The organism is Porticoccus hydrocarbonoclasticus MCTG13d (genome assembly GCF_000744735.1).
Lineage (GTDB): Bacteria > Pseudomonadota > Gammaproteobacteria > Pseudomonadales > Porticoccaceae > Porticoccus > Porticoccus hydrocarbonoclasticus.
Genome location: NZ_JQMM01000001.1, coordinates 2315770 through 2338913 on the forward strand (window position 1 = coordinate 2315770; position 23144 = coordinate 2338913).

The 23144-nt window shown below is 54.4% G+C and carries 17 protein-coding genes and 2 tRNA genes; 11 read left to right on the forward strand and 8 right to left on the reverse strand.

Annotation, left to right across the window (positions count from 1 at the left end):
- Nucleotides 1-45: 45 nt before the first annotated feature.
- Nucleotides 46-1902, forward strand: coding sequence for an Lnb N-terminal periplasmic domain-containing protein (locus U740_RS11020; RefSeq protein WP_051921498.1), 1857 nt, complete (start codon nucleotides 46-48; stop codon nucleotides 1900-1902).
- Nucleotides 1890-2759 (forward strand): alpha/beta hydrolase, encoded by an 870-nt coding sequence (locus U740_RS11025; protein ID WP_051921500.1) that lies wholly within the window; start codon nucleotides 1890-1892, stop codon nucleotides 2757-2759. The genes U740_RS11020 and U740_RS11025 overlap by 13 nt, the downstream gene beginning before the upstream one ends.
- 20 nt (nucleotides 2760-2779) lie before the next feature.
- On the opposite strand, the gene U740_RS11030 is transcribed toward U740_RS11025, so the two are convergent.
- The gene (locus U740_RS11030; RefSeq protein ID WP_036860756.1) at nucleotides 2780-4075 is read right to left on the reverse strand and encodes a Glu/Leu/Phe/Val family dehydrogenase; all 1296 of its coding nucleotides are present in this window, start codon (nucleotides 4073-4075) and stop codon (nucleotides 2780-2782) included.
- 311 nt (nucleotides 4076-4386) lie between these two features.
- On the opposite strand from U740_RS11030, the gene U740_RS11035 reads away from it, so the two are divergent.
- A tRNA-Arg gene (locus U740_RS11035) sits at nucleotides 4387-4463 on the forward strand.
- 76 nt (nucleotides 4464-4539) lie between these two features.
- Here U740_RS11035 and U740_RS11040 read toward each other — a convergent pair.
- Nucleotides 4540-5238 carry a transglycosylase SLT domain-containing protein gene (locus tag U740_RS11040; protein WP_200877080.1) on the reverse strand — a complete coding sequence of 233 codons (699 nt, stop codon included), beginning with the start codon at nucleotides 5236-5238 and terminating at the stop codon, nucleotides 4540-4542.
- Nucleotides 5239-5441: 203 nt separating this feature from the next.
- Here U740_RS11040 and U740_RS11045 point away from each other — a divergent pair, with 203 nt between their 5' ends.
- Both U740_RS11045 and U740_RS11050 read left to right on the forward strand, forming a co-directional pair.
- Nucleotides 5442-6155, forward strand: coding sequence for a 16S rRNA (uracil(1498)-N(3))-methyltransferase (locus tag U740_RS11045; RefSeq protein WP_036860758.1), 714 nt, complete (start codon nucleotides 5442-5444; stop codon nucleotides 6153-6155).
- A gap of 205 nt (nucleotides 6156-6360) precedes the next feature.
- Nucleotides 6361-6996 (forward strand): glutathione S-transferase family protein, encoded by a 636-nt coding sequence (locus U740_RS11050; protein WP_036860760.1) that lies wholly within the window; start codon nucleotides 6361-6363, stop codon nucleotides 6994-6996.
- A 65-nt stretch (nucleotides 6997-7061) separates the two neighbouring features.
- On the opposite strand, the gene U740_RS11055 is transcribed toward U740_RS11050, so the two are convergent.
- The 3 genes from U740_RS11055 to U740_RS11065 form a co-directional block, all read right to left on the reverse strand.
- A complete protein-coding gene (locus tag U740_RS11055; protein WP_036860762.1) occupies nucleotides 7062-8408 on the reverse strand; it encodes a YihY/virulence factor BrkB family protein in 1347 nt (448 codons plus the stop codon).
- A 337-nt stretch (nucleotides 8409-8745) separates the two neighbouring features.
- Nucleotides 8746-8836: transfer RNA gene (locus tag U740_RS11060), tRNA-Ser, on the reverse strand.
- A 256-nt stretch (nucleotides 8837-9092) separates the two neighbouring features.
- Nucleotides 9093-9650 (reverse strand): nitroreductase family protein, encoded by a 558-nt coding sequence (locus U740_RS11065; protein WP_036860763.1) that lies wholly within the window; start codon nucleotides 9648-9650, stop codon nucleotides 9093-9095.
- Between the two features lie 108 nt (nucleotides 9651-9758).
- Here U740_RS11065 and U740_RS11070 point away from each other — a divergent pair, with 108 nt between their 5' ends.
- Entirely contained in the window at nucleotides 9759-11135 is a 1377-nt protein-coding gene (locus U740_RS11070) for an adenylate/guanylate cyclase domain-containing protein (RefSeq protein WP_036860764.1), read from the forward strand.
- Between the two features lie 16 nt (nucleotides 11136-11151).
- Here U740_RS11070 and queF read toward each other — a convergent pair whose 3' ends face one another.
- The 3 genes from queF to U740_RS11085 are packed head-to-tail and all read right to left on the reverse strand — an operon-like array spanning nucleotide 11152 to nucleotide 13693.
- The gene (gene queF, locus U740_RS11075) at nucleotides 11152-11973 is read right to left on the reverse strand and encodes an NADPH-dependent 7-cyano-7-deazaguanine reductase QueF (protein ID WP_235189863.1); all 822 of its coding nucleotides are present in this window, start codon (nucleotides 11971-11973) and stop codon (nucleotides 11152-11154) included.
- Between the two features lie 8 nt (nucleotides 11974-11981).
- Complete coding sequence (locus U740_RS11080; RefSeq protein ID WP_036860768.1) at nucleotides 11982-12755, reverse strand: ABC transporter permease; 774 nt, start codon at nucleotides 12753-12755, stop codon at nucleotides 11982-11984.
- On the reverse strand, nucleotides 12752-13693 hold the full coding sequence (locus tag U740_RS11085; protein ID WP_036860769.1) for an ABC transporter ATP-binding protein: 942 nt from the start codon (nucleotides 13691-13693) through the stop codon (nucleotides 12752-12754). The genes U740_RS11080 and U740_RS11085 overlap by 4 nt, the downstream gene beginning before the upstream one ends.
- A 437-nt stretch (nucleotides 13694-14130) precedes the next feature.
- On the opposite strand from U740_RS11085, the gene U740_RS11090 reads away from it, so the two are divergent.
- The 5 genes from U740_RS11090 (at nucleotide 14131) to U740_RS11930 (ending at nucleotide 23112) form a co-directional block, all read left to right on the forward strand.
- On the forward strand, nucleotides 14131-15276 hold the full coding sequence (locus U740_RS11090; protein ID WP_051921506.1) for a sensor histidine kinase: 1146 nt from the start codon (nucleotides 14131-14133) through the stop codon (nucleotides 15274-15276).
- Nucleotides 15273-15671, forward strand: a complete 399-nt coding sequence (locus U740_RS11095) for a response regulator (protein WP_036860770.1) — start codon at nucleotides 15273-15275, stop codon at nucleotides 15669-15671. The genes U740_RS11090 and U740_RS11095 overlap by 4 nt, the downstream gene beginning before the upstream one ends.
- A complete protein-coding gene (locus U740_RS11100; protein ID WP_051921507.1) occupies nucleotides 15671-17734 on the forward strand; it encodes a hybrid sensor histidine kinase/response regulator in 2064 nt (687 codons plus the stop codon). The genes U740_RS11095 and U740_RS11100 overlap by 1 nt, the downstream gene beginning before the upstream one ends.
- A gap of 210 nt (nucleotides 17735-17944) precedes the next feature.
- Nucleotides 17945-19150, forward strand: a complete 1206-nt coding sequence (locus U740_RS11110) for an EAL domain-containing response regulator (protein WP_051921508.1) — start codon at nucleotides 17945-17947, stop codon at nucleotides 19148-19150.
- The gene (locus U740_RS11930; RefSeq protein ID WP_051921512.1) at nucleotides 19150-23112 is read left to right on the forward strand and encodes a PAS domain S-box protein; all 3963 of its coding nucleotides are present in this window, start codon (nucleotides 19150-19152) and stop codon (nucleotides 23110-23112) included. Before U740_RS11110 ends, U740_RS11930 begins: the two co-directional genes overlap by 1 nt.
- Nucleotides 23113-23144 lie beyond the last annotated feature (32 nt).

Sequence of the window (23144 nt, forward strand, 5' to 3'; positions counted from 1 at the left end):
ATCAACCTGTCCATGTTCATTCCCAGACATCCATAGGATTCATGGATGAATCACAGATTGAAGACACTCCTCACCCTGCTACTTTTTTTACAGATAGCACCGGTGATTGGAGCACCTGACAATATCGCTGCCCTGTCCAGAGATTCACAATGGCTGGCTCTGCTGCAATACCAACGCAGTGACTGGGACGGCGCCCTGCGATCCGAAGTGGACAGTGAAGACTTTTTCCTCAGCGACCGCGGCAAAGTTGACCCGGAAGACGAACTGTTGGCCAATATTCGGGACTTTGAACAGAAACCTGATTTGCAGTGCCGCTTCCCGGCCAGAGCACAGTGGTTGCAGAGCCAGGGCCTGATCGACACCCTGTCCATTGGCGAGGGCCACTGCCCGGAACTCAATCAATGGCTGCAAAAATTCGAGCCCGAACATATCAGTCTGATCTTTCCTGCGGCTTATCTGAACAGCCCATCGTCCATGTTCGGCCACCTGTTTCTTCGGGTGGACCAGAAAAACCAGCGCGACGAAAACCGCCTGCTGGCACAGACCATCAACTTTGCCGCGAATGTGAATCACGATGATCCGGAACTGATTTACGCCTACCGCGGCCTGTTCGGCGGATACCCCGGCGTCATATCGGTGATGCCCTACTACCAGAAAGTGAAAGAATACAGCGAGGTGGAAAACCGCGACATCTGGGAATACCGGCTCAACCTGAACGCTGAGGAAATTCACCGCCTGCTACTCCATACCTGGGAGCTGTTACCGGCTCACTTCGACTATTTTTTCTTTGACGAGAACTGCGCCTATCGCATTCTCACACTTCTGGACGTAGCGCGCCCGAGCCTGCAATTGACACAACAGTTTTCGACATACGCCATCCCCTCGGACACGCTTCGCAGCATTGTCGCCGGAAATCTGGTAGCCAAGGTACGCTACCGTCCGTCAATGGCCACCGAGCTGAAATACAAAATCGAACAGCTGCCTGTATCCCTCCATCCCCTCACCCTGGCTCTGGCAGACCCCAGTAACATACTCCAGGAACAGCACCATGATGAGGACCATCCAGCGATCACGGCTGGTGCTCTGGAGGTGGCCTTCGATCTGCAGCGCTACCAGGCTCAACAACAGCAACTCCCCCGGTCGTCGGTGGCCGACGCCTCTCTGGAATTGCTGAAAAAACGCAGTGAAATTGCTGCCCCCTCGCCGTATCGGGCACCACCCGCGCCGACTGTCCGCGACGATGAGGGCCACCGGACCTTCCAGGTCGCGCTCAGCCGGGGACAGAATGAGGACGTGGAATACACTTTGTTACGCATCCGTCCAGCCTACCATGACCTGCTCGATCCTCCTGCCGGGTACCCGGAAGGCGCACAGATCAAATTTCTCGAAACCGACCTGGCCTTAAGGGAAACGGGCACCTTGCGGCTGGAGCGTTTTACCGGCCTCAATATCACATCACTGACGCCCCGCGACGCTTTTTTCAAACCCCTCTCATGGCGGGTGGATGCCGGGCTTTACAGAAAATACCTGGCAGACGGCGACGACCCACTGGTTCCCACCCTGAATGTCGGCATAGGCCACAGCTATCGTCTCGCCGGGCAGCACCAGATCTATCTGCTTGCCGAAAGCCAACTTCAGCACCAGCACAACCTGCCCTCCAACTACGCGGCAAGCCTTGGGTTACACGGTGGCTGGTTGTTTCGGGGAGAAAACTGGCAACAACATCTTTCCCTACAACTGAACGAGGCGGTGGCGGGATATGATCACCACTACCATCGGTTGAACTGGGAGGTCAGCTATCACCTGGGATTAAACCTGTCCCTGGTTGGCCAACTGTCCGCCACCACCACAGAGGGCAACTGGTTTCACCAACAGCGACTGGGACTGGAATGGCGTTTCTGAAAAGAATTCAACGCAGTTGTCGATGGGCGCTGATCCTTTCGCTCTCAGTTTCGCTACTTACGGCCTGCAGCGGCATGTTCTTTTACCCGCAGGAGCGTTTGCGCCTCACCCCGGACATACTGGGTATCCAGTATCGGGACGTCTTCCTGACTACCCGTGACGATATCCGGGTGCACGCCTGGCATCTGCTGCCGCCATCCGTGCCCAAAGGCGTCATCCTGGTACTGCACGGCAACGCCGAAAATATCAGCACGCATATCCACAGTGTCGCCTGGCTCGCAGAGTCCGGCTACGAACTGCTCTTGCTAGACTACCGCGGTTTCGGCCACTCAGAGGGAGCTGCCTCTCTGCCCGGCGTATTCAACGATTTATCCAGTGCCGCTGACTGGCTTGAGCATCGCAGCCAGAGCCAAGGTATCCCGGCCTTCTGGCTCGGGCAGAGTATTGGCGCCAGTCTGAGCAGTTACTATTTGTCGAAGCACTCCGTCGACGGCCTCAAGGCGGTCATTCTCGACACCCCTTTCGCCAGTTACCGCCGGATTGGGCGGGAAAAATTTTCGGAATTCTGGTTGACCTGGCCACTCCAGTACCCTTTATCCTGGCTCATCGACGACCAATACAGCCCCGAACGGGTGGCGGATAAATGGCCCCACCTTCCACTATTGATTTTCAGTAGTGAAAACGATGTTGTCATCCCCCAGCGGCACACCCGCGATCTGGTCAGACAACTGCGCAGCGGGAGCGAGAGCACCATTGAAACAGTGCACACCGACACACCACACATCGGCACCTACCGCGACCAGTCCTACCGTGAAACCACGCTCAGATTTCTGCAAGAAAACACGGCCAAAAGATGAAGCGCCTGCCAAACAATGCTTCACTCACCGATAAAATACTGTTGGGTGCCGCGACTGGCGATGGCCGAGACAATGCGTTCGACGCTTTGCAGATAAGCAGCAACCCGGTAACTGACATCCATTTCATCCGCCCGGTCGAAGCACAGCTCAGCCTGATTCACAAGCTGATCCGCCAAGCGTTCGTTGATGTAACTTTCTGACCAATAATCGCCAGTACGGTTCTGTACCCATTCCAGATAACTGACGATCACGCCCCCTGCATTGGCCAGAACATCCGGTAATACCGTGACTTTTTTTTCGGCCAGGCTTGCGTCCGCTTTGGCCGTCACCGGGCCATTGGCGATTTCCAGAATGGCGCCGGCGCGCACCTGGCCCACATTGTCAGTCGTAATAGCATTCTCCAGTGCAGCCAGTACCAGCACATCAACATCCAACGCCAGCAGAGCCTCCTGGCTGATCTGGCCGACATCGCTCTCGGTGCACACAGACGATTCGCAGTAGACCATACCCTTGAGCTCACGCGTTTCGTTCTTGTGCCGCCAGATGGGTTCCGGGTCCAGAGCCATGTTGGTATTAATTGCGCCTTTTGAATCAGACAGCGCCACTATCCGGTAACCCGCTTCGTGCGCCAGACGAGCGAAGTGATAGCCGGCATTGCCGAAGCCCTGCACGGCAATGGTCGTGTCCTCAGGTCGTTTTCCTTTGCGTCTGGCCCAGGTTTCCAGTACCAGCAGAGCGCCGCGACCGGTCGCTGCAGTGCGCCCTGCAGAGCCTCCCATTTCTGGAGGCTTGCCGGTAATAATGGCAGGCACTTTCTCGCGGCTGATTTCGGAGTACTCATCCACCATCCAACCCATAACGATTTCGTTCGTGTTGACATCCGGTGCCGGAACATCGCGATCCGGCCCGATGACATCGTAAAAGGCGCGGATGTAGCCTCGGGAAAGCCGTTCCAGTTCCATCCGGGAAAGCGATTTCGGGTCCACCTGCACACCGCCCTTCGCACCCCCGAATGGCAGATTGACCAGGGCACACTTCAATACCATCCAGAAGCTCAAGGCCGTGACTTCATCGGCATCCACATTGGGATGAAAGCGTACTCCGCCTTTGCCCGGTCCGCGACTCTGATCATACTGAACACGCCAACCCGGAAAGACTCGCAAACTGCCATCGTCCATACGGACTGGGATCGCCGCCTGATGAATGCATTTGGGCTGCTCGAGTTGGCGACGAACGTCACAGTGAACATCCAGTCGGTCAAAAATATCCGCCATCCGCGATTGTGCGTCGCTAAAAAGGCTTTTCTTTTGGCTCAAACTGACTCTCCTGAGTTACTGTTAAAAAGGGCACATAATGATCAGACAGGTTGAACGAAGGCTGCGATCTTTTAAAGAATAAGCGTGCTGTGGTCAACGTTGAAGGTCCCCATTCCGACCTGCTTTCGTGGACAACAGGGGGATAAAAAGATTCGAATCTACAACCTAAATGGAGTTAAACCTTTCGCATGCAATGCAAACTTTGCAATCCATACCCCGGCCAACAGCTTTTCGAGCTTGCTCTAATCCATTGAAAAAACTAGAATTGCCGCCCAGCGAAGCGAGGTGCCAGCTCTCTATACACCCAATAAGCCCCGGTGGCACAGCTGGATAGCGCAGCCCCCTCCTAAGGGGCAGGTCGCAGGTTCGAATCCTGCCCGGGGCGCCATATCTTTTAAGGGACAAATATTTCCTGACATCAGGTCTGCTGGCAGAATCCAGGTATTACGAAACCACACGACCGCTCAACCGCGACAGAATGGCCATATCTGCCAGAAGTGTCTGCAGCGGAATTCCGACTCACAACCCGCCAGTTGTGTCTGATATCGACTGGCGAGGCCACTGACTTTGACGGCCGATCGCAACACCTGAGGCTTGTTGCGATGGTAACCCCGACGGTAACCGGTCGGTCCTTCATGATAAGCCAGGTACAGGTGCTCCGGGTTGTACAGGGAAATACCCAATCGCTCGTGACTGCGGCGGTTATACCAACCGATGAAGTCCGTGGCATATTTCATGTGGGTACGGCGGGTCAGTAGACCGCCAACGTCCTCCTCGTATTCACCCCAGACCGGATCCTGCGCCTGGGCATAGCCGTAGGCAGATGAAGACCGAAACCACGGAATGAACCCCAGCAACCGATCCCGTGGGGGCTTTGCGTGGCTTCGAAACGAAGACTCCTGATGAATAAAGGCCATCTGGGTAGCAATGGGCGTGCCCCATTTTTCCTGAGCATCTCTGGCATGGTCATACCAAGCGGGTTCCTGTCTGAAAATCTCACAGATATTACTTTGCTTTGCGGGCGGCGCCGCAGCAAACAGCGCGCAACCCGAAACCGACACAAAAAAAATCAACAGCGCCGCTGGCCTGATCACAGGATGCCGGCGACACTTTTGACGGCAGTAGCGCCAGCATTTTTTACGTATGGATCGCCGGAATGCCAAAGACTTCACCTGAAAATTGTCTGGACAAAACAGGTTTCAGTTCAGCACAAACCGGAGCAAAAGTGAAATAGACGGGTTGCCGCGCTTTTTTCCACACAGGATGCACAACACAGCATGTCCTTTGCAGTACTCAACGGCCTATAATTCCCCGGCACGGGGCTTTGAACGGGTCCACATCTCGCTCACAACATCTGGATATCCCCATGAATTTATTGCTGCTGGAACCCGCAGATTTCATCTCCGATTCAAAGGTCACGCTCGGCGGGCGGCGCCTGCAGCATCTGCTGGAAGTGCAAAGGGTCAGCGAAGGAACCAGCCTCAGGGCCGGGCTGGTAAATGGCCGGATCGGAGAGGCAACGGTGCTCAGGCTCACCCCTCAGACGGCAGAGCTGGCAGTGGTATTGAGTCAACCCCCGCCGCCGGCACTGCCAGTCACACTCTTACTGGCCATGCCCCGACCAAAAATGCTCCGACGCATTCTGCAGACGGTCGCCACCATGGGCGTTAAACAGCTGTATCTGGTCAACAGTTGGCGGGTGGAGAAAAGCTACTGGCAGAGTCCCTGGCTGGCACCAGAAGCCATTCGCGAACAGCTGTTACTCGGCCTCGAACAGGGCTGTGATACACAGCTTCCCCAGGTGCTGATCAGACCCCGATTCAAGCCTTTAGTGGAAGATGAACTGTCGGCCATCATGGCGGACAGTCTGGCTCTGGTCGCCCACCCAGGCAGTGGCACCCCTTGCCCGGTAGGCCCGCTTTCATCCCCGGTAACACTGGCGGTCGGGCCAGAGGGTGGATTTATCGACTACGAAATCGACAAACTCTGCGAAGCGGGATTTCAACCCGTCACCCTGGGCAGCCGTATTTTGCGGGTGGAAACGGCGATCCCGGCCATTCTGGGTCGGTTGTTTCACTGATTGAATTATTGACAGCAACCCATTGTCTGGCACCCGCAACATCACAGTTTGAAAAAATCCGTTTTTGTCGTTATGGTTTCGGTGGAATATAAACCGGTTGGTCAAGATAAATTTGGCCCAGCGGCCAAAACGCTATCTGCGCCCAAAAATGTGTAGATAACAAATTCGACCAATAAGAATTAATAAAAACTGAGGTAGAAAACTGATGAAACTGTATGACTGTGCTGTCGCGCCAAACCCAAGACGAGCCAGAATGTTTATCGCCGAAAAAGGCCTGGACATCCCCAAGGTGGAAATCGACATTCTCGGTGGCGAAAACCTGAAGGATTCTTTTCTTGCGATTAACCCTCGCGGTCTATTGCCTGTCCTGGAACTGGACGATGGCACCCGCTTCGATGAAGCCATGGCCATATGTCGCTATCTTGAAGAATTGCATCCAGATCCACCCCTACTGGGAACTACGCCGGTAGAGCGTGCGCAGATTGCATGCATGCAGCGCAAAATGGAATTTGAGGGAATGATCGCCACCTCCGAAGTGTTTCGCAACAAGCTAGAAAACGACAGTTTCGCCTACCGCAGCCTGCCCGGTGTGCCATCACCTGCCATACCCGGTCTGGTGGAACGCGGCACTCAGACCCTCAAGCGCTTTTTCATTTCGCTGGAAAAATACCTGGAGGGCGGTAACAAATTTATCATGGGAGACCGTTTCACAATGGTCGACATCACCGCCGTCTGTGCAGTGGACTTTGCCAAATGGGTAGATATCACTATCCCCGACGGCAACCGTAACAGCCTGCGCTGGTACGATGAAGTATCTGCACGGCCAAGCGCCAGTGCCTGAATATTTATTGCCGGCAATTACAAAGGCCCCGTTCGGGGCCTTTTTTAGTTAAATCCGAACGCCAGCTAATCCGGCTTCCCGTCATCCACCAGTTTACGCAACGTCAACCCCGCCAGTTTTTCACCAACCGATGACTCCAACTGTGCCATGACTTCGTCGACCCCCCCCACTGATTGAATCTGATCGTTCATCATCGACTGCTCATCGTTGGGTCTACGCACAATCTGAAGAAATTCAGCCACCGTCATATTAGCCGGATCAGATTGCAGCACATAGGTGCTGGGCTCGTCATTGGTTTCAACCACCAGCTCCCGATCCATTAACATCTGCACAGTCTCCGTCACACGCTCGGCAGGTATTGCCAGTAACTGGCACAGCTCCTCGATCGAGAGTGGTTTTTTGTGGCGAACAAAACGGTGGGCTATCCAGTATATGGTCAGCAGCGCCGTTTGCTCGCGCAGCCTTCCGCTCAGTGGTACACGTTGATTACTGAGCCTGATCTGCTCCGGATACTGAACGTAATAGGCCACCTGGGAACCGAGCAGAAGAATAAACCAGCTCAGGTAAAGCCAGATCATGAACAGCACCAGAATGGCAAAGCCGGAATAAATGGCCGCGTACTTGGTCGAGGATGAAGCGAATTCGGCAAACACCAGGCCCGTGCTCTGCCAGAGGGCACCGCCCACCACCGCACCCACCAGCGCCGCCGTAAACTTCACCCGGGTATTCGGCATAAACATATAAACAAAGGTGAAGGCCATGATGATCAGCAGGAAGGGGATCAACTTGGTCACCACCAGCATGATACTGCCAAATGGTTCAATGCTGACCAGTGCCTGAACCACATCGCTATTCATCAGAGAAGCAGTCATCCCGATGGCAGAAAACATCAGCACCGGCCCCACCATAATGACACTCAGGTAGTCGCTGAAGCGACGCGAAAATGGGCGGGTGGACTTGGCATGCCAGACATAATTGAACGAACTTTCAACCTTCTGGATCAGGGAAACCACGGTATATAGCAGTAACGCCAACCCCACAGAGCCCAGCACGCCCACCTTCATGTTCTCGACGAACCCGAGCAGGTTCACCACGATTTCGTTGCCCTTCTCCCCCAAGGGCTGCACCAGATTCAACAACAATGGTTCAATCTGGTTATGCACGCCAAAGGCCTTCAGCACGGAAAAACTGACCGCTAATAGTGGCACCATCGACAACAGAGTGGTGTACACAAGACTCATGGCGCGCAAATTGAGTTGCCCATTGGCAAACTCGCGCATCAGAACAAAAAGAAACCTGACAAATTTATAACCATAGCGCTGGGGTAGCGCCATCGATTCAATATCGGCACGCCATAACCGGTTTTCCAAAAAACTCTTTATCTGGTCGTAATAACCTAGCGGGCTTTGCATTGTTGAGTGCCTGTTCGCTATTGCATGAATGCACACAGGGTATGACGGACAACAGAGAGCGACAAGTCAAAATTCAGGAAAGACATTTATTCCTCATCATGTAGAAATTAAAAAAGTGCGGGTAAATAAAAACCCATCACAGGGCCAAATTCCAAGTAAAGACCGCAGTAATCCCGTGGAGAGATTGGCTCACCGCTGCGCGGTTCCGGGTTTTTCCGCGCCGTTGCGAGCACCGGCGCCCAAAACGGCGTTGCCGTTTTGTCGAACAGGGGGTCTCATTCAGATCTCCCGTCACGGACAAATAAAAAACCCGGCACAAGGCCGGGTTTTTTATTTGTGGCGGTGAGAGAGGGATTCGAACCCTCGATACGCTATTAACGTATACACGCTTTCCAGGCGTGCTCCTTCAACCACTCGGACACCTCACCAAATTTTGTCATCTAAGCTTTAACAAGCCTAACTTAACTCCGAGACCGCACGCCTAAGTGCTCGTTGTCACCCTAGAGGGTGCCCTCTCTGCTAAAGCTCCGAGTCAGCTACTTGGACCCCAGTAATTTTTTTATTTCAGCTTGAAAAATTTCCGCTTACCAGCCCAAAGTTCAGGGTATCTGCCCGTCTGTGGATCAGTTGGCGCAGGATTTTGAGGAGCGGAACTGTACACAAGCAACCCGGAAAAAGCAATTGTCAGGGCCAGCTCTGGAAGTAATCATCAATAGCTGTTTCAGGGGCCTCGGGCGGCGCAATCTGGACAGTTCCTAGATACAGGAAGCCGATGATACTTTCGGCATCGCTGAGCCCCAGCCCTGCCATAACGCTGGGGTCATAGGCGTAGTCGCCAGTTCGCCAGACCGCACCGACACCCTGCGCATAAGCGGCAGTAATCATATTTTGAGCAGCCGCACCGGCGGATAGCCACTGCTCAATTTCCGGGACCTTGGGATTTTCTTTCGGGCTTGCTATCACGACCATGACCATCGGCGCGCGCAGGGGGCGCTCGGCAATACGCTGCCGCGCTTTGTCACTGAGTTCGGCACCCCGCTGTTCCTCTGAACGAACAAACAGTTCCCCGAGCGCCTGGCGCCCTTCGCCCTCAACGATAAGAAAACGCCAGGGGCGCATTCTTGCATGATCGGCAGCACGAAACGCCGCTCGCTGAATATTCGCCAGAATGTCACCTTTCGGCGCGGGCTCGGACAATCTGGGTACTGATACGCGCTGGTGAAGGGCCTGCAATGCATCCATTTTTTTTCCTTACTGCTGTGTCCACTTTGCTGGGTCATGGACATTTTCGATCAGACATCGTGTAATGACGCGCACTGACTCACTGTACCGGGAACATTATCTTACAGGATGACGCCAAACAGTCTTAAAGAGACAAACCGCATTTTACATTACCAGAGCCTGTTCCGCCTTCTGGTAGGTTTTGCCGGTATTTTATCGCTACTCACGTTCCATCGTGGACTGGAGCATGAGCTGATTGTCACGTTGCCTCTGCTGGTGACCATTGGCTATATTCTGTCTTCCCATTTTGTATTGCAGCGCGTCTCTCCCTCATCACGGTCCGGCGTCGGGACGGTTTTATCCTTTATTGATGCGCTGCTGCTCGGTGGCCTGATCTGCCTGATCGACCTGAGCCTTTTGCCCGCTCTGCTGCTGATTATTACGCTGCAGTTCAACGGAATCATTGGTGGCGGTTTCAGGAAATTACGCAATGATAACCTGGCGCTGTTGCTCGGCATTGCAATAACCGCACTCCTGAAATTTCCCCAGTGGACACTTTCGGTAGACATCCTGACCAGTCTGCCACCACTGTTGGCGCTGGGGATATATATCTGTATTTACGGCGCCAGTAGTTCCAGAGAAATCGCAACCTTGGGAGAGAAACAGAAAGAGCTGGAAAAAACACAGGTTCAACTGAAACTGAGGAATTACCGCCTGTCAAAATACCTCTCCCCAACCCTGCTGAAGGCCATCCAGTCGGGCAAAGATGTCAAGCTGGAAACCCACCGAAAAAAACTGACCGTATTTTTTTCAGACATCAAGGGTTTCAGCGAACTGGCCGAAGAACTTGAAGGCGATGTGCTGACCAGCCTGCTGAACAACTACCTGTCCGAAATGTCACAAATTGCCCTGCAGCACGGCGGCACTATCGACAAGTTTATCGGCGACGCCATTATGGTTTTCTTTGGCGACCCCACCAGTAATGGCGTGAAGGCCGACTGTACGGCCGCAGTATCAATGGCCATTGCCATGAAAAAACACATGAAGGAATTGCAACGTCGCTGGGCCAGTCAGGGCATAGAAACACCCATGGAAATACGTATGGGCCTGAATACCGGCTACTGCGCCGTGGGCAACTTTGGCACGGAGAACCGGCTGGACTACACCCTGCTCGGCACCGAGGTGAATCTGGCCAGCCGACTGGAGTCCGCCGCAGAACCCGGCGAGATCCTGATTTCACACGAGACCTACTCACTGGTGAAAGACCAGATCATGTGCCGCGACAAGGGCGATATTCAGGTCAAGGGCTATCAACAGGCGGTACGAATTTATTCTGTGGTGGACTTCCGCAAAAATATGGGAAGTGACCAGAGCTACTTCGAGCACATGACAGACGGCTTTTCTTTCTATATGGATATGGACAGAATCCGCCACTACGACCGGGATCGAATCATGAAGTCCCTGATCGAAGCCGCCGCCCAACTGAAAAACAAGAAAAACCACTGATACCTGGCACCCATCCTTACTGCCTCGACAGGCGCAGCCTGGGCGGATCGGATTGCACGCTGCTGCGATAGGGATTGATCTCCAGCCCACCGCGACGGGTGTAGCGGGCGTAGACCTCCAGTGTATCCGGCTGACACAACTCCCTGATTTCGGTAAAAATGCGTTCCACACACTGCTCGTGAAAATCCTGATGATTGCGAAAAGAAACCAGATAGCGCAACAACCCTTCGCGGTCGATTGCAGGACCACTGTAACGAATCAGAATACTGGCCCAATCGGGCTGCCCGGTGACCGGGCAATTGGTTTTCAACAAATGGCTGTAGAGCGACTCGCTGACGATTGTGTGCCCATCTGCCAGACCGAGCAGCGAAGGATCGGGGGCATAGGTATCCACCTCCACCGGCAGGTCATCCAGGCAAATACCGGGCAGCGAGCCGAGTCCCATGTGACGATAACTGTCGCCGGGGTGGATCCCCACCAGTATCGGCCCCACCACACAGGCACTGACGTCGCGCTCAATGATCCGGGTCACCTCTTCCACGGAGCGATAGCGTTCCTGATTCAGCGAGTTGAGATAGAGTTTCAGGGATTTTGATTCAACCAGATTGACCGTGCTGCCCGGTATCGATAGCTCTGCCACCGCCACCACGGGTTTGCCCCGCATATCCAGCCAGGAGACCTCATAGGCGGTCCAGAGATCCACGCCAAAAAAAGGCTCGGCGCCCAGAATACCCAGTGTCTGCCTACCCTCTTTCCGGGGAATCGAGTGCAATAACTGCGGACTGTAGCTGGCGGGATAGTCAGTGTCGGCCCCCAGCAATAATTTTTTCTCAGTCACGGCACACCTCAACTGCGCAATCGTTTGCCCCGCTCCAGCAGGAACAGCGAGAAGAAAAACAGCAGGGCGCAGAAACCCGTCACCATGACAAAGGCCCATGCCACATTAATATCCGAGACGCCCAACAGACCGTACCGGAAGGTGTTGACCATATAGAGCACCGGATTGGCCAGCGACACCGCCTGCCAGAAAGGCGGCAACATGCTGATGGAGTAAAACACACCGCCCAGGTAGGTGAGCGGCGTCAACACAAAGGTCGGAATAATGGAAATATCATCAAAGCTGTTGGCAAAAACCGCGTTGATAAACCCCGCCAGCGCGAACAGGACTGCGGTTAAAAACACAATGGCGACCGTTACACCCAGATGACTGACCTGCAGATCGGTAAAAAACAGGGACAGCAGCGTCACAATCACCCCCACAGCCAGACCGCGGGCCACACCACCGATGACATAACCCAGCAGAATAATGTAGTTGGGAACCGGCGACACCAGTAATTCTTCAATACTGCGCTGGAACTTGGTGCCAAAAAAAGAAGACACCACATTGCCATAGGCATTGGTGATCACCGACATCATGATCAGCCCCGGCACCACAAACTCGATATAGGTGAAACCGGACATCTCACCGATACGCGGCCCTATCAATTTGCCAAAGATTACAAAATACAGGGCAATCGTAATCGCAGGCGGCAGCAGGGTCTGCTGCCAGATGCGCATAAAACGGCGGACTTCCTTCACCAGGATGGTGGTAAACGCCACCCATTGCTGACCGGCATTCATAACTGTGCCTCCGCCGTTTCATTCCTGTGCGGCTCCACCAGGGAAACAAACAGCTCCTCCAGCCGGTTGGCCTTGTTGCGCATGCTGGTCACATGAATATCCCGCTCGCTGAGACTGGCAAACAATTTATTCAGCGATTTCCCCTTCACCACTTCAACCTCGAAACTGTGCTCATCAATCAGTTGCCCCGGATAACCCTCAATGGTCGGCATCCCTGTCAGGGCCTCGCGGGTATCCAGCACAAACACCTCCTTGTTGAGCTGCCGCAACAACTGCTTTATGGAGGTATTGTGGATGATTTTACCCTGATCAATGATCGCCACATTGCGGCAGAGACTCTCTGCCTCCTCCAGGTAATGCGTGGTCAATATGATCGTGGTGCCGCTGGCATTAATCGCCTTGAGAAACTGCCACATGGAGCGGCGCAACTCGATATCCACACCGGCCGTGGGCTCGTCCAGCACCAACAGCCGCGGCTCGTGAACCAGCGCCCTGGCAATCATCAGTCGTCGCTTCATGCCACCAGAGAGCATCCGGGAGCGCTGATGGCGTTTTTCCCAGAGCCCCAGCTGCCTCAGATATTTCTCGGTGCGCTCCCCCGCAAGCTTTGGTGGCAACCCGAAATAGCCCGCCTGGGTTTTGACAATATCAATGACCTTTTCAAACTGATTGAAGTTGAATTCCTGTGGAACCACGCCGATATACTGCTTGGCCAGGGAGAAGTTCCTGTCGATATCCGTCCCGAAAATAGCTATCTCACCTGCCGTTTTTCTCACCAGAGAACAGATGATGCCGATGGTGGTGGACTTACCGGCACCGTTAGGCCCGAGTAGCGCAAAAAAATCGCCGGGTTGAACGTCAAGGTCGATGCCCTTGAGCGCCTCAAAGCCATTGTCATACTGTTTGTGCAAATTGTGGATCGATAATGCAGCAGTCATAGCGTCCCAATAGTTACAAAAATAAAAACGGTTACAGAATAAAAGTGCCCGGGCGTCAACCAAAGAACATGGCCGGCTCAGCGGGGGGTGATAGTCTAAATGACTTTGCCAGACGTTTGTCGGTTAACACTAAAAAACCCGGCGCATTGGGCTGACATCAGGGGTCGGCGATACTGCAACTCGAACACAGCGACGAGCGAGCTCACTATCGTCAGGGCAAGGATTGACCCACCAACCACTCTGGGCCTATTCTGCAGTGGTCATACTTATAAAAACAGCCCGCAATAATTGTCCATGTATTAAATTGGTATTGCAGACTTGAGATAAGGAACTGCCACGCTGACAGGAAGGACGGCCATGTTGCCCGACTTGACTGCACCATCGAATAAACGGGAAATACCGAGAGTCGGAACCAATCCAATTTCCGGGGTTGCCCCATGAGCACCAACAGGCCCGACGACGAACAGGGTCAAAATACCGTTCTCCCGCCTTCCTTCGATCCGGGAAAAAAATGGTCACTGCGTTGCCGCGCACTGCTGATCACCGCTGTCTATGCGATTGTGGCCAGCTTGTGGATCTATGCCTCTGACCACGCACTGATGGCATTGGCTGCCGATACCGAAACATTCAGTCGCTGGAGCGTGTACAAAGGGATCGGATTTGTCCTGGTCACCTCCCTGTTATTACTGATACTGATCTGGTGGGCTTTCGGTGCTCTGGAGAAAGCCTATGCCGACCTCAAGGCATTGAATCAGAGCCTGGAAAAAAGGGTCAGGGCTCGCACCAATGAACTGGAATTGGTCGCCAACCGTGCTGAAACTGCCGATCAATTAAAGTCATCATTTCTGGCCACCATGTCCCACGAGTTGCGGACTCCACTCAACTCAATCATCGGTTTTACCGGCATTATCCTGCAGGGAATGGCTGGGCCCATTACCCGGGAACAGAAAAAACAACTGGGCATGGTCCGCAGCAGTGCCCGCCACTTGCTGGACCTGATCAACGACGTGTTGGATATCTCCAAAATCGAAGCCGGGCAGTTACAGGTCCGCCGGGAGTCTTTTGTCCTGACCGACGCAATCGATCAGGTGATCGGGAGTGTCAAACCATTGGCAGAGAGGAAAGGCCTGTCTCTTCACAGGGATATCGCAGAGGGTTTATCCACCATGTGCAGTGATCGTCGACGGGTTGAACAGATTTTGCTGAATCTGCTGAACAACGCCATTAAGTTCACGGACCAGGGCAGTGTCGCGTTGCATGTGGAGTTGGAACCGGCATGGATTCCTACCACTGCGGTCGACAGTGCAAACAACAGAATATCACTTCGTGGCAAGCAGCCGGTACCTGCTGTTCGATTCCGGGTCACCGATACCGGCATTGGTATCCGACCGGAAGATATAGAGCAGTTATTCAAACCCTTCAACCAGGTCGACAGTGGCCTCACCCGTCAACACGACGGCACCGGGTTGGGATTGGCGATCTGCGGCCGCCTGACCAACCTACTCGGCGGCGCAATCAAGGTCGACAGTCAATGGTCACAGGGCAGTGAATTTACCGTGATATTGCCACTGGAGCTATCATGAAAGAACCCCGCCTCGATATTCTGGTCATTGAAGACAATGAGCTCAATCGCTACCTGCTGACTTTTTTACTGGAACACCGGGGTCACCGCGTCAGATCGGCCACCGACGGACCGGCAGGCATTGCACTGGCCAAGGCGCTGTTGCCCGACCTGATTCTGCTGGATATACAATTACCGACCATGCATGGGTATGACGTGGCGGCAACCCTGCGCGAGGTCGAGTCAGTGGGCAATATCCCCATTATCGCAGTGACCTCCCATGCCATGGCAGGTGATCGAGAGAAAGCACTGGCAGCGGGCTGTAGCGGTTATATCGAAAAGCCCATCGACCCCGATACTTTTGTTGATGAGGTGGAAAGTGTCTGCTGGCAGTCTCCGGATATGGAAAGCAGCTGATGTCGCGGATTCTCATTGTTGATGACCGGGAGGAAAACCTCTATTACCTGGAGACGCTGCTCATCAGCCACGGTTATCAGGTCGATACCGCCAGCCAGGGCAACGAAGCACTGGAGAAGGCACGCAATACCCCTCCCGACATGATTGTTTCTGATCTGTTGATGCCCATCATGGACGGTTACACGCTTCTCCAGCAATGGAAGTCCGACTCCCGCCTCTCGCATATCCCATTCATCATCTACACCGCTACCTACACCGAGGAAAGTGACCGTGAGCTGGCCCTGGATTTGGGTGCCGATGCCTTTATCCTCAAGTCCGCCGAGCCTGAAGCTTTTCTCAAAGTCCTGTGGCAGATACAGGATCAACCCCATATCGCCAAACCTATTGCGACCAGTCCTGTCGGCCTCGATGAAAACACAATTCTGAAGACCTATAACCAGACACTGGTTCGCAAACTGGAAGAAAAATCCCGTCAATTGGAAATCGCCAACCGGGCCTTACAGAAGGACATTGCCCGCCGGGAAGCCACGGAAGCGGCGCTTCGGGTCAGCGTGGAGCGATTCCGGCTATTGGCCCAGGCCACCAGTGATGCCGCCTGGGACTGGGATATGCTCAGTGACAATCGCTGGTGGAATGATGGTTTCACACAGCTCTTTGGCCACCGTCGCGCCGACTCACAACCTGACGACGCCACCTGGGCTGCGCTGATTCACCCCGACGATCGGGAGGAGGTGCTGGCCGGACGCCGACTGGCCATTTCCCAAAATGGCAACAATCATTGGTCCGCCAGCTATCGTTTCAGGTGTGCAGATGGTCATTGGGCTCAGGTGGAGGATCGAGGTCATCTGATTCGCGATGACAACGGCACTGTCATCCGGATGGTCGGTGGCATGACCGATATAACAAACCGCATCACAATGGAAAAACAACTTCACCGGGCACAACGGCTGGAGGCGCTGGGTATGTTGACCGGCGGGGTCGCCCATGATTTCAATAACCTGCTTACTGTGGTCATGGGTAACGCGCAAATTCTGGAAGACTCGCTGCACGACCATCCCGACCATCAAAAGCTGGCAAGTATGATCACAGAGGCTGCTGAACGTGGAGCAGATCTGACCCATCGCCTACTGGCATTTGCCCGACAACAGAGCCTCACCCCAAGGGCCGTGAACCTGAATCAACTGGTGCTCGGTATCGAACCGCTGCTGCAGCGAACGCTGGGCAGCAATATTGTAATCGCACTGGAGCTCGATTCCCGGCTACCGGCAGTCTATGTGGATCCTTCGGAACTGGAGCACGCATTGCTGAACCTGTGTGTCAACGGACGCGATGCCATGCCACTGGGCGGCAGCCTGACCATCTCAACACGTACCACTCAGACGAGCGATTCAACCGAGCTGGATTTGAGTCGTGGCCAATATGTCGTGTTATCAATCACCGATACGGGCACCGGTATAGCCCCCGAGCTTGTGGATCGGCTGTTTGAGCCTTTCTTCACCTCTACAGAACAGGGAGGGGGAACAGGGCTGGGTTTGGCGATGGTACACGGGTTCATCAATCAGTCTGGCGGACAAATCAGCGTCCACTCAAAGCCGGGGGAAGGCAGCACCTTCCTCCTCTATCTGCCTGTCTCCGACCAGCCACCGATACCGCTGCAGGTTGACGAGAAACCATCTGAAAAGATCGGCGGCAACGAATGGATCCTGCTGGTGGAGGACGACCACCTGGTTCGGAGTGTCGCCAAACATCAACTGGAATCCCTGGGCTATCAGGTCATCACGGCAACTGATGGCCAGCAGGCACTCGACCTGTTGCGCAAAGGCAATGCGGTTGACCTGCTGTTCACCGATTTGCGCATGCCCGGCATGGGCGGCAGACAACTGGCCCAACTGGCCAGTGAGCAATGCCCCTACCTGAAAATACTGTTCACCACTGGATTTGCCGGCCACGACGATGAAGGCGACGGGCTGCAAGACAACACCAACCTCATCAGAAAACCTTACCACCGCGCTGAACTTGCCCAGTGCCTGCGACGGGTACTGACACAGCAGGACAACACATGATGAATCACGATTACCTCAACCCCAGGAAACCGACAGTCATCCTGCGGTCAACAACCATCGTATCTCTGGAAACTGGGGGCCTTTCAAGCGGGCTTGAAACAACCCTCACAATACCGCATGCTGGAACTATGTTGGATTTGATCACGGATTATCTTTCTGGCCAGACAGGTCTCTCCGCCAGACAAACCTACAAATAATTAAGGTCTGGTAATGACATTAGGCCCCCCCGATAAACGGCTGTTGGTACTCGATGATGATGCCGACGTCAGCTTTACCATCTGCACCATTGCCAAAGGCGCCGGTCACGATGCCCGCGCCACCACCAGTGCCGATGAGTTTCTTCACCTGGTTGCAGATTGGGCCCCTTCACACCTGATAGTTGATCTCGCCATGCCGGAAGTGGATGGTGTCGAGATACTGAAACGTCTGGCCGATATCGCCTTTGATGGCGTCGTGATCGTTGCCAGCGGTCTGGGAAACAGGGTGCTGGAGGCTGCGGGTCGAGCCGCCGCAGAGAATGGTCTCAATGTCTCGGGGGTGCTGGGTAAGCCCTTTACCCCCAACCGACTCCGCGAGCTGCTCAGTGACAAGACCCACCAGCCTCCCCTAAAGGCTCCCGAAAACCGGCCACAGGAATTCCAGGTTACCCGGCAGACCCTCACCGCGGGCCTGGCTGAGCAGCAAATAGGCGTCTATTACCAGCCCAAAGTCTCCTGCGCCACTGAAAAATGTATAGGCTTTGAAGCGCTGGCCCGGTGGCACCATCCCGATATCGGCATCATTTTGCCTGACCGCTTCATTCCGCTGGCTGAAGATACCGGTCTGATCGGCGAGCTGACCCGGCAGGTATTTGGCCAAGCTCTTCGCTGGTTTGCCGAATCGTTTCGTGGCACCAATACCACCATCGCCCTGAACATGTCCGTCAGGGTAATAGCTGACGCCGGCCTATCCGAGTGGCTGATGACCCAGTGTCAGGAACTGGGACTGGACCCTCACCAGATTGTGCTTGAGATTACCGAAAGCAGCAGCATGGAAAACCCGATCATGATGCTGGAGTTTCTTACCCAATTTCGCATCAAGGGGTTCAGCTTATCGATTGATGATTTCGGGGTGGGCTACTCATCCCTGATTCAGCTGGCCCGATTGCCGTTCTCGGAAATGAAAATTGACAAAATGTTTATCATCTCGGCACCACAGTCCGAGGAATCACAAAAAATTGCAGCGGCGATTGTGGGTCTGGCCAGGGCACTGGGGCTACTGGTGACCGCCGAAGGCGTGGAAGATCAGTGGACACTGTCCTTTCTCGCCGAGATTGGTTGCGACTCAGCTCAGGGGTATTTTATTGCACGCCCGATGTCACCGGACGACACCCTCTCGTGGCTGGCAAACCCGCCGGTAATTGACGGAGGCTGTTGATGCATATCCCGGAGGACATTCTCTTCGAATGTCACCCCGATCCGATGTGGATCTATGACAGGGAAACCCTGCGCTTCCTTGACGTAAACCATGCCGCCATCGCCAAATACGGCTATTCCCGCGACGAATTCCTCGCCATGACCATTGAGGATATTCGACCGACGGAAGATGTTGCCAAATTACACGAAAACCTCGCAAACCCGGCTGCAGGGTTTAATGACGCAGGTATCTGGCGCCACTGCCTCAAGTCCGGGGAAATTATTTCAGTGGCCATCACCGCGCACACCCTGGACTATGACGGCACAAAAGCCGAACTGGTCTCCGCCCGGGATGTCACCCAGTTACTGGCGCTGCAAGCAGATAAAGCCGACCATCTGAAGCGGGAGCAGGATTTGCGGCAGGAAGCCGAGACCTCGGCCAACCTGTTTCAATCCCTGTTCGAAGCGGCGCCCGGGCAATTTCTGGTCATGACCCCCGATGAATTCAGGATTGTCGCCGCCAGTGATGCCTATCTCAAGGCCACCGGTACCCGGCGGCAGGACATCAAGGGCCGTCTAATGTTCGATGTTTTCCCCGATGACCCCGACGACAGCAAGGCAGACGGTGTCCGGAATCTTCGGGCCTCGCTGGAACAGGTCAAAGAGACCGGCATGTCGGATATTCTGCCGGTTCAGCGCTACCCTATCCCTCGTCCGGAAGACCAGGGCGGCGGCTTCGCCGAACACTTCTGGAGTTGCGTGCACACCCCCCTTAAAGGGGCCGATGGTCAAATTATATTCATTATCCTCAGAACCGAGGATGTCACTGACTTTGTCTACTCAGCTGAGGGTCGCCTGGCATCCCAGCGAGCCACTGACATGGAGGAGCACGACGAGGCTCGATTGGAGCTGGACATCCTGCTGCGATCCCGCGAATTGAAAATGGCCAACAGCCGCCTGCAGGAACAGGAGGCCAGCCTGCGTACGGCCAAACGGTTACTGAAGCTGGGGATATGGAAACTCAATCTCGACAGCGATGTGCTCAGCTGGTCTGACGATATCTACGACATGTACGATATTGCTCCCGAGGACTTTGGCCACTGCTTCGATGCCTACCTGCAATTGATGCACCCGGATGACCGACAGGGTCTGGTCGACGAGCTGAACAGTTTTCTGGAAAAACCCGATACACCGTTGCAATTTCGCCACAGGATTCCCAAACCGGACGGCAGCATTATGTATGTTCAGGGCATGGGTGAGCTGGCCAATACTGCCGACGGACGAGTGCTCACCGGTGTGGTGCAGAATATTACCGATCAGGTTCTGGCCGACAACCGTCTGGCCGAGGCCACCAGCCTGCAACGGATTGCCGGAGAGGCCGCGCGTCTGGGGGGTTGGCGTTTCGATCTTGAGAGAAAGATCATGACCTGGTCCAGAGAGATCGCCGACATCCACGATGTCGGGCAGCAATTTCAACTTACATTCCAGGATGTCGTCAATTTTTATACCCCGGAATATCGCAATCGTTTTCAGCGTGTTTTTGATGCCTGTGCAACCCGAGGGGAACCCTTTAGCGAAGTGATGGCAAAAACCACTGCCACAGGCAGACCCATTTGGGTGCGCAATACCGGTGAAGCTGAATACAATGTCGATGGGAATATTTGTGCCGTGCGTGGAGCGCTACAGGACATTACCGACCACATCAACGCCCGCGAGCAATCAAAAACCCTGTCCAGTCAGTTGGAGCAGACCCTGGAGAGTATGAGCGATGGCTTCTTCACCCTCGACAGGGACTTCAATTTCACCTTCGTCAACAACGAATTTTGCCGAATTCTCAACAAGCGCCGGGATGCACTGATTGGCAATAACGCCTGGGAGTGCTTTCCGGCTGCCGCGGATTCTGCTTTCCGCACCGAGTATGAAGCGGCCCTTACAACACAGACGACACGTACGTTTACCGAACGTTACAGCGAACTGAATATCTGGTTGCGGGTAAAGGCCTACCCCTCGATCGAAGGACTCGCCATCTATTTTCAGGATGTCACCCAGGAGCGAGCCAGAGAGCAACACCTGCGACTGCTGGAATCCGCCATCTCCCGGCAAAATGACATTTTACTGATCACTGAAGCAAGACCTCTGGATGAACCCGAGGGGCCCAGAATCATCTATGTCAACGATGCCTTCGAGCGGCACACCGGGTATAGCCGGGAGGAGGTCATCGGCAAAACACCGCGCCTGCTGCAGGGGCCAAAAACCCAGCGGGCAGAGCTGGATCGCATTCGGGAGGCCCTTACCCTTTGGCAGCCCGTGCGTGCTGAACTAATCAACTACACCAAAAGTGGTGATGAGTTCTGGCTGGAAATGGACATTGTCCCACTGGCGGACGAAACCGGCTGGTTTACCCACTGGGTTGCAGTAGAGCGGGATATTACTGACCGGAAAATGGCTGAGCAGGCTGTCAGGCAGAGTGACGAACGATTCCAACTGGTCTCCAAAGCCACCAACGATGTGATCTGGGACTGGGACCTTGTTGAGGACAGCCTGTGGTGGAACGAAAACCTGAAAACCATGTTCGGTCACGACCCTGCACAGATCAATCACGGCCTGGAATTCTGGGTTGAACATATTCATCCGGATGATCGCAATGCCCTGCTCACAGAACTCTATGCCGTTTTTAACAGCGGTGGACTCACCTGGCAGGGGGAATACCGGTTTATCCATGCCAATGGCAAGGCGCAGTCCGTGGTGGATCGGGGCTTTATCACTCGGGATTCAACAGGCAAAGCCATACGCATGGTCGGCAGCATGGTGGATGTCACCGAACTGCGGGAAATGGATGAACGGCTGCGCCAGTCACAAAAGCTGGAAGCGGTCGGCCACCTCACCGGTGGCATTGCCCACGATTTCAACAATCTGCTCACGGTAATATTGGGCAATGCCGAATTCATGCAGGAGCAGCTCGGCGATCAACCCGACCTACAGCGGTTGGCAGAAATGTCTGTCACAGCGGCGGAGCGGGGAGCGGAGCTCACCAACCGCTTGCTCGCCTTTGCCCGTCGCCAGGCATTACAACCCAGGCGGGTGGATATCAATAAACTGGTTACCGACACTCTGGGATTACTAAAGCGAGCTCTCAACGAAGATATTGAATTGACGTTTGTCGATACCAGAGAGCTCTGGACTACCGAGATTGATCCTGGCCAACTGGAAGTGGCACTGCTCAATCTGGCCATCAATGCACGGGATGCCATGCCAGAGGGCGGCAGGTTGTTGATAGAGACAGCTAATACGCTGCTGGATGAGGCCTATACGCAGGACCAAGTGGATGTGATCGCCGGTGACTATGTGCAGGTATCGGTATCCGACAGTGGCTCCGGCATGCCTGCCGATATTGTCAGCCAGGCCTTCGACCCATTTTTTACCACCAAAGTGATGGGCAAAGGCAGTGGTCTCGGCCTCAGTATGGTGTATGGCTTTGTCAAACAATCCGGTGGGCATGCCAGGATTTATTCTGAAGAAAATGAAGGCACCACAATCAGACTCTATTTTCCACGTGCGGCCGCAACAGACGTGGAGCCCCATGAAGCAACGCGGGAGATTGAGCCCAGAGGCGGATCAGAACATATTCTGGCGGTTGAGGATGACGATCAGGTGAGGACCTATGTCACCAATCTGCTGGAAAGCCTCGGTTACCGGGTCACAGCTGCCCGGTCCGGCGCGGAGGCATTAGATATCCTGCTACAGCACAAGGATATTGAACTGTTATTTACCGATGTTGTGATGCCGGGAGGTATCAATGGTCGACAACTTAGCGAGCAGGCGCTTAGCATCCATCCCGATATGAAAGTATTGTTTACTTCAGGCTACAGTGAAAACGCCATTATTCACAATGGTCGCCTGGATAAAGGCGTGCAGTTGATCAGCAAACCCTATCATCGCGAGCAGCTGGCACTAAAATTGCGCGAGATACTGGACCCGCCCTGATCCCCTGCCCCAACCGCCAGCTCAATAATGCC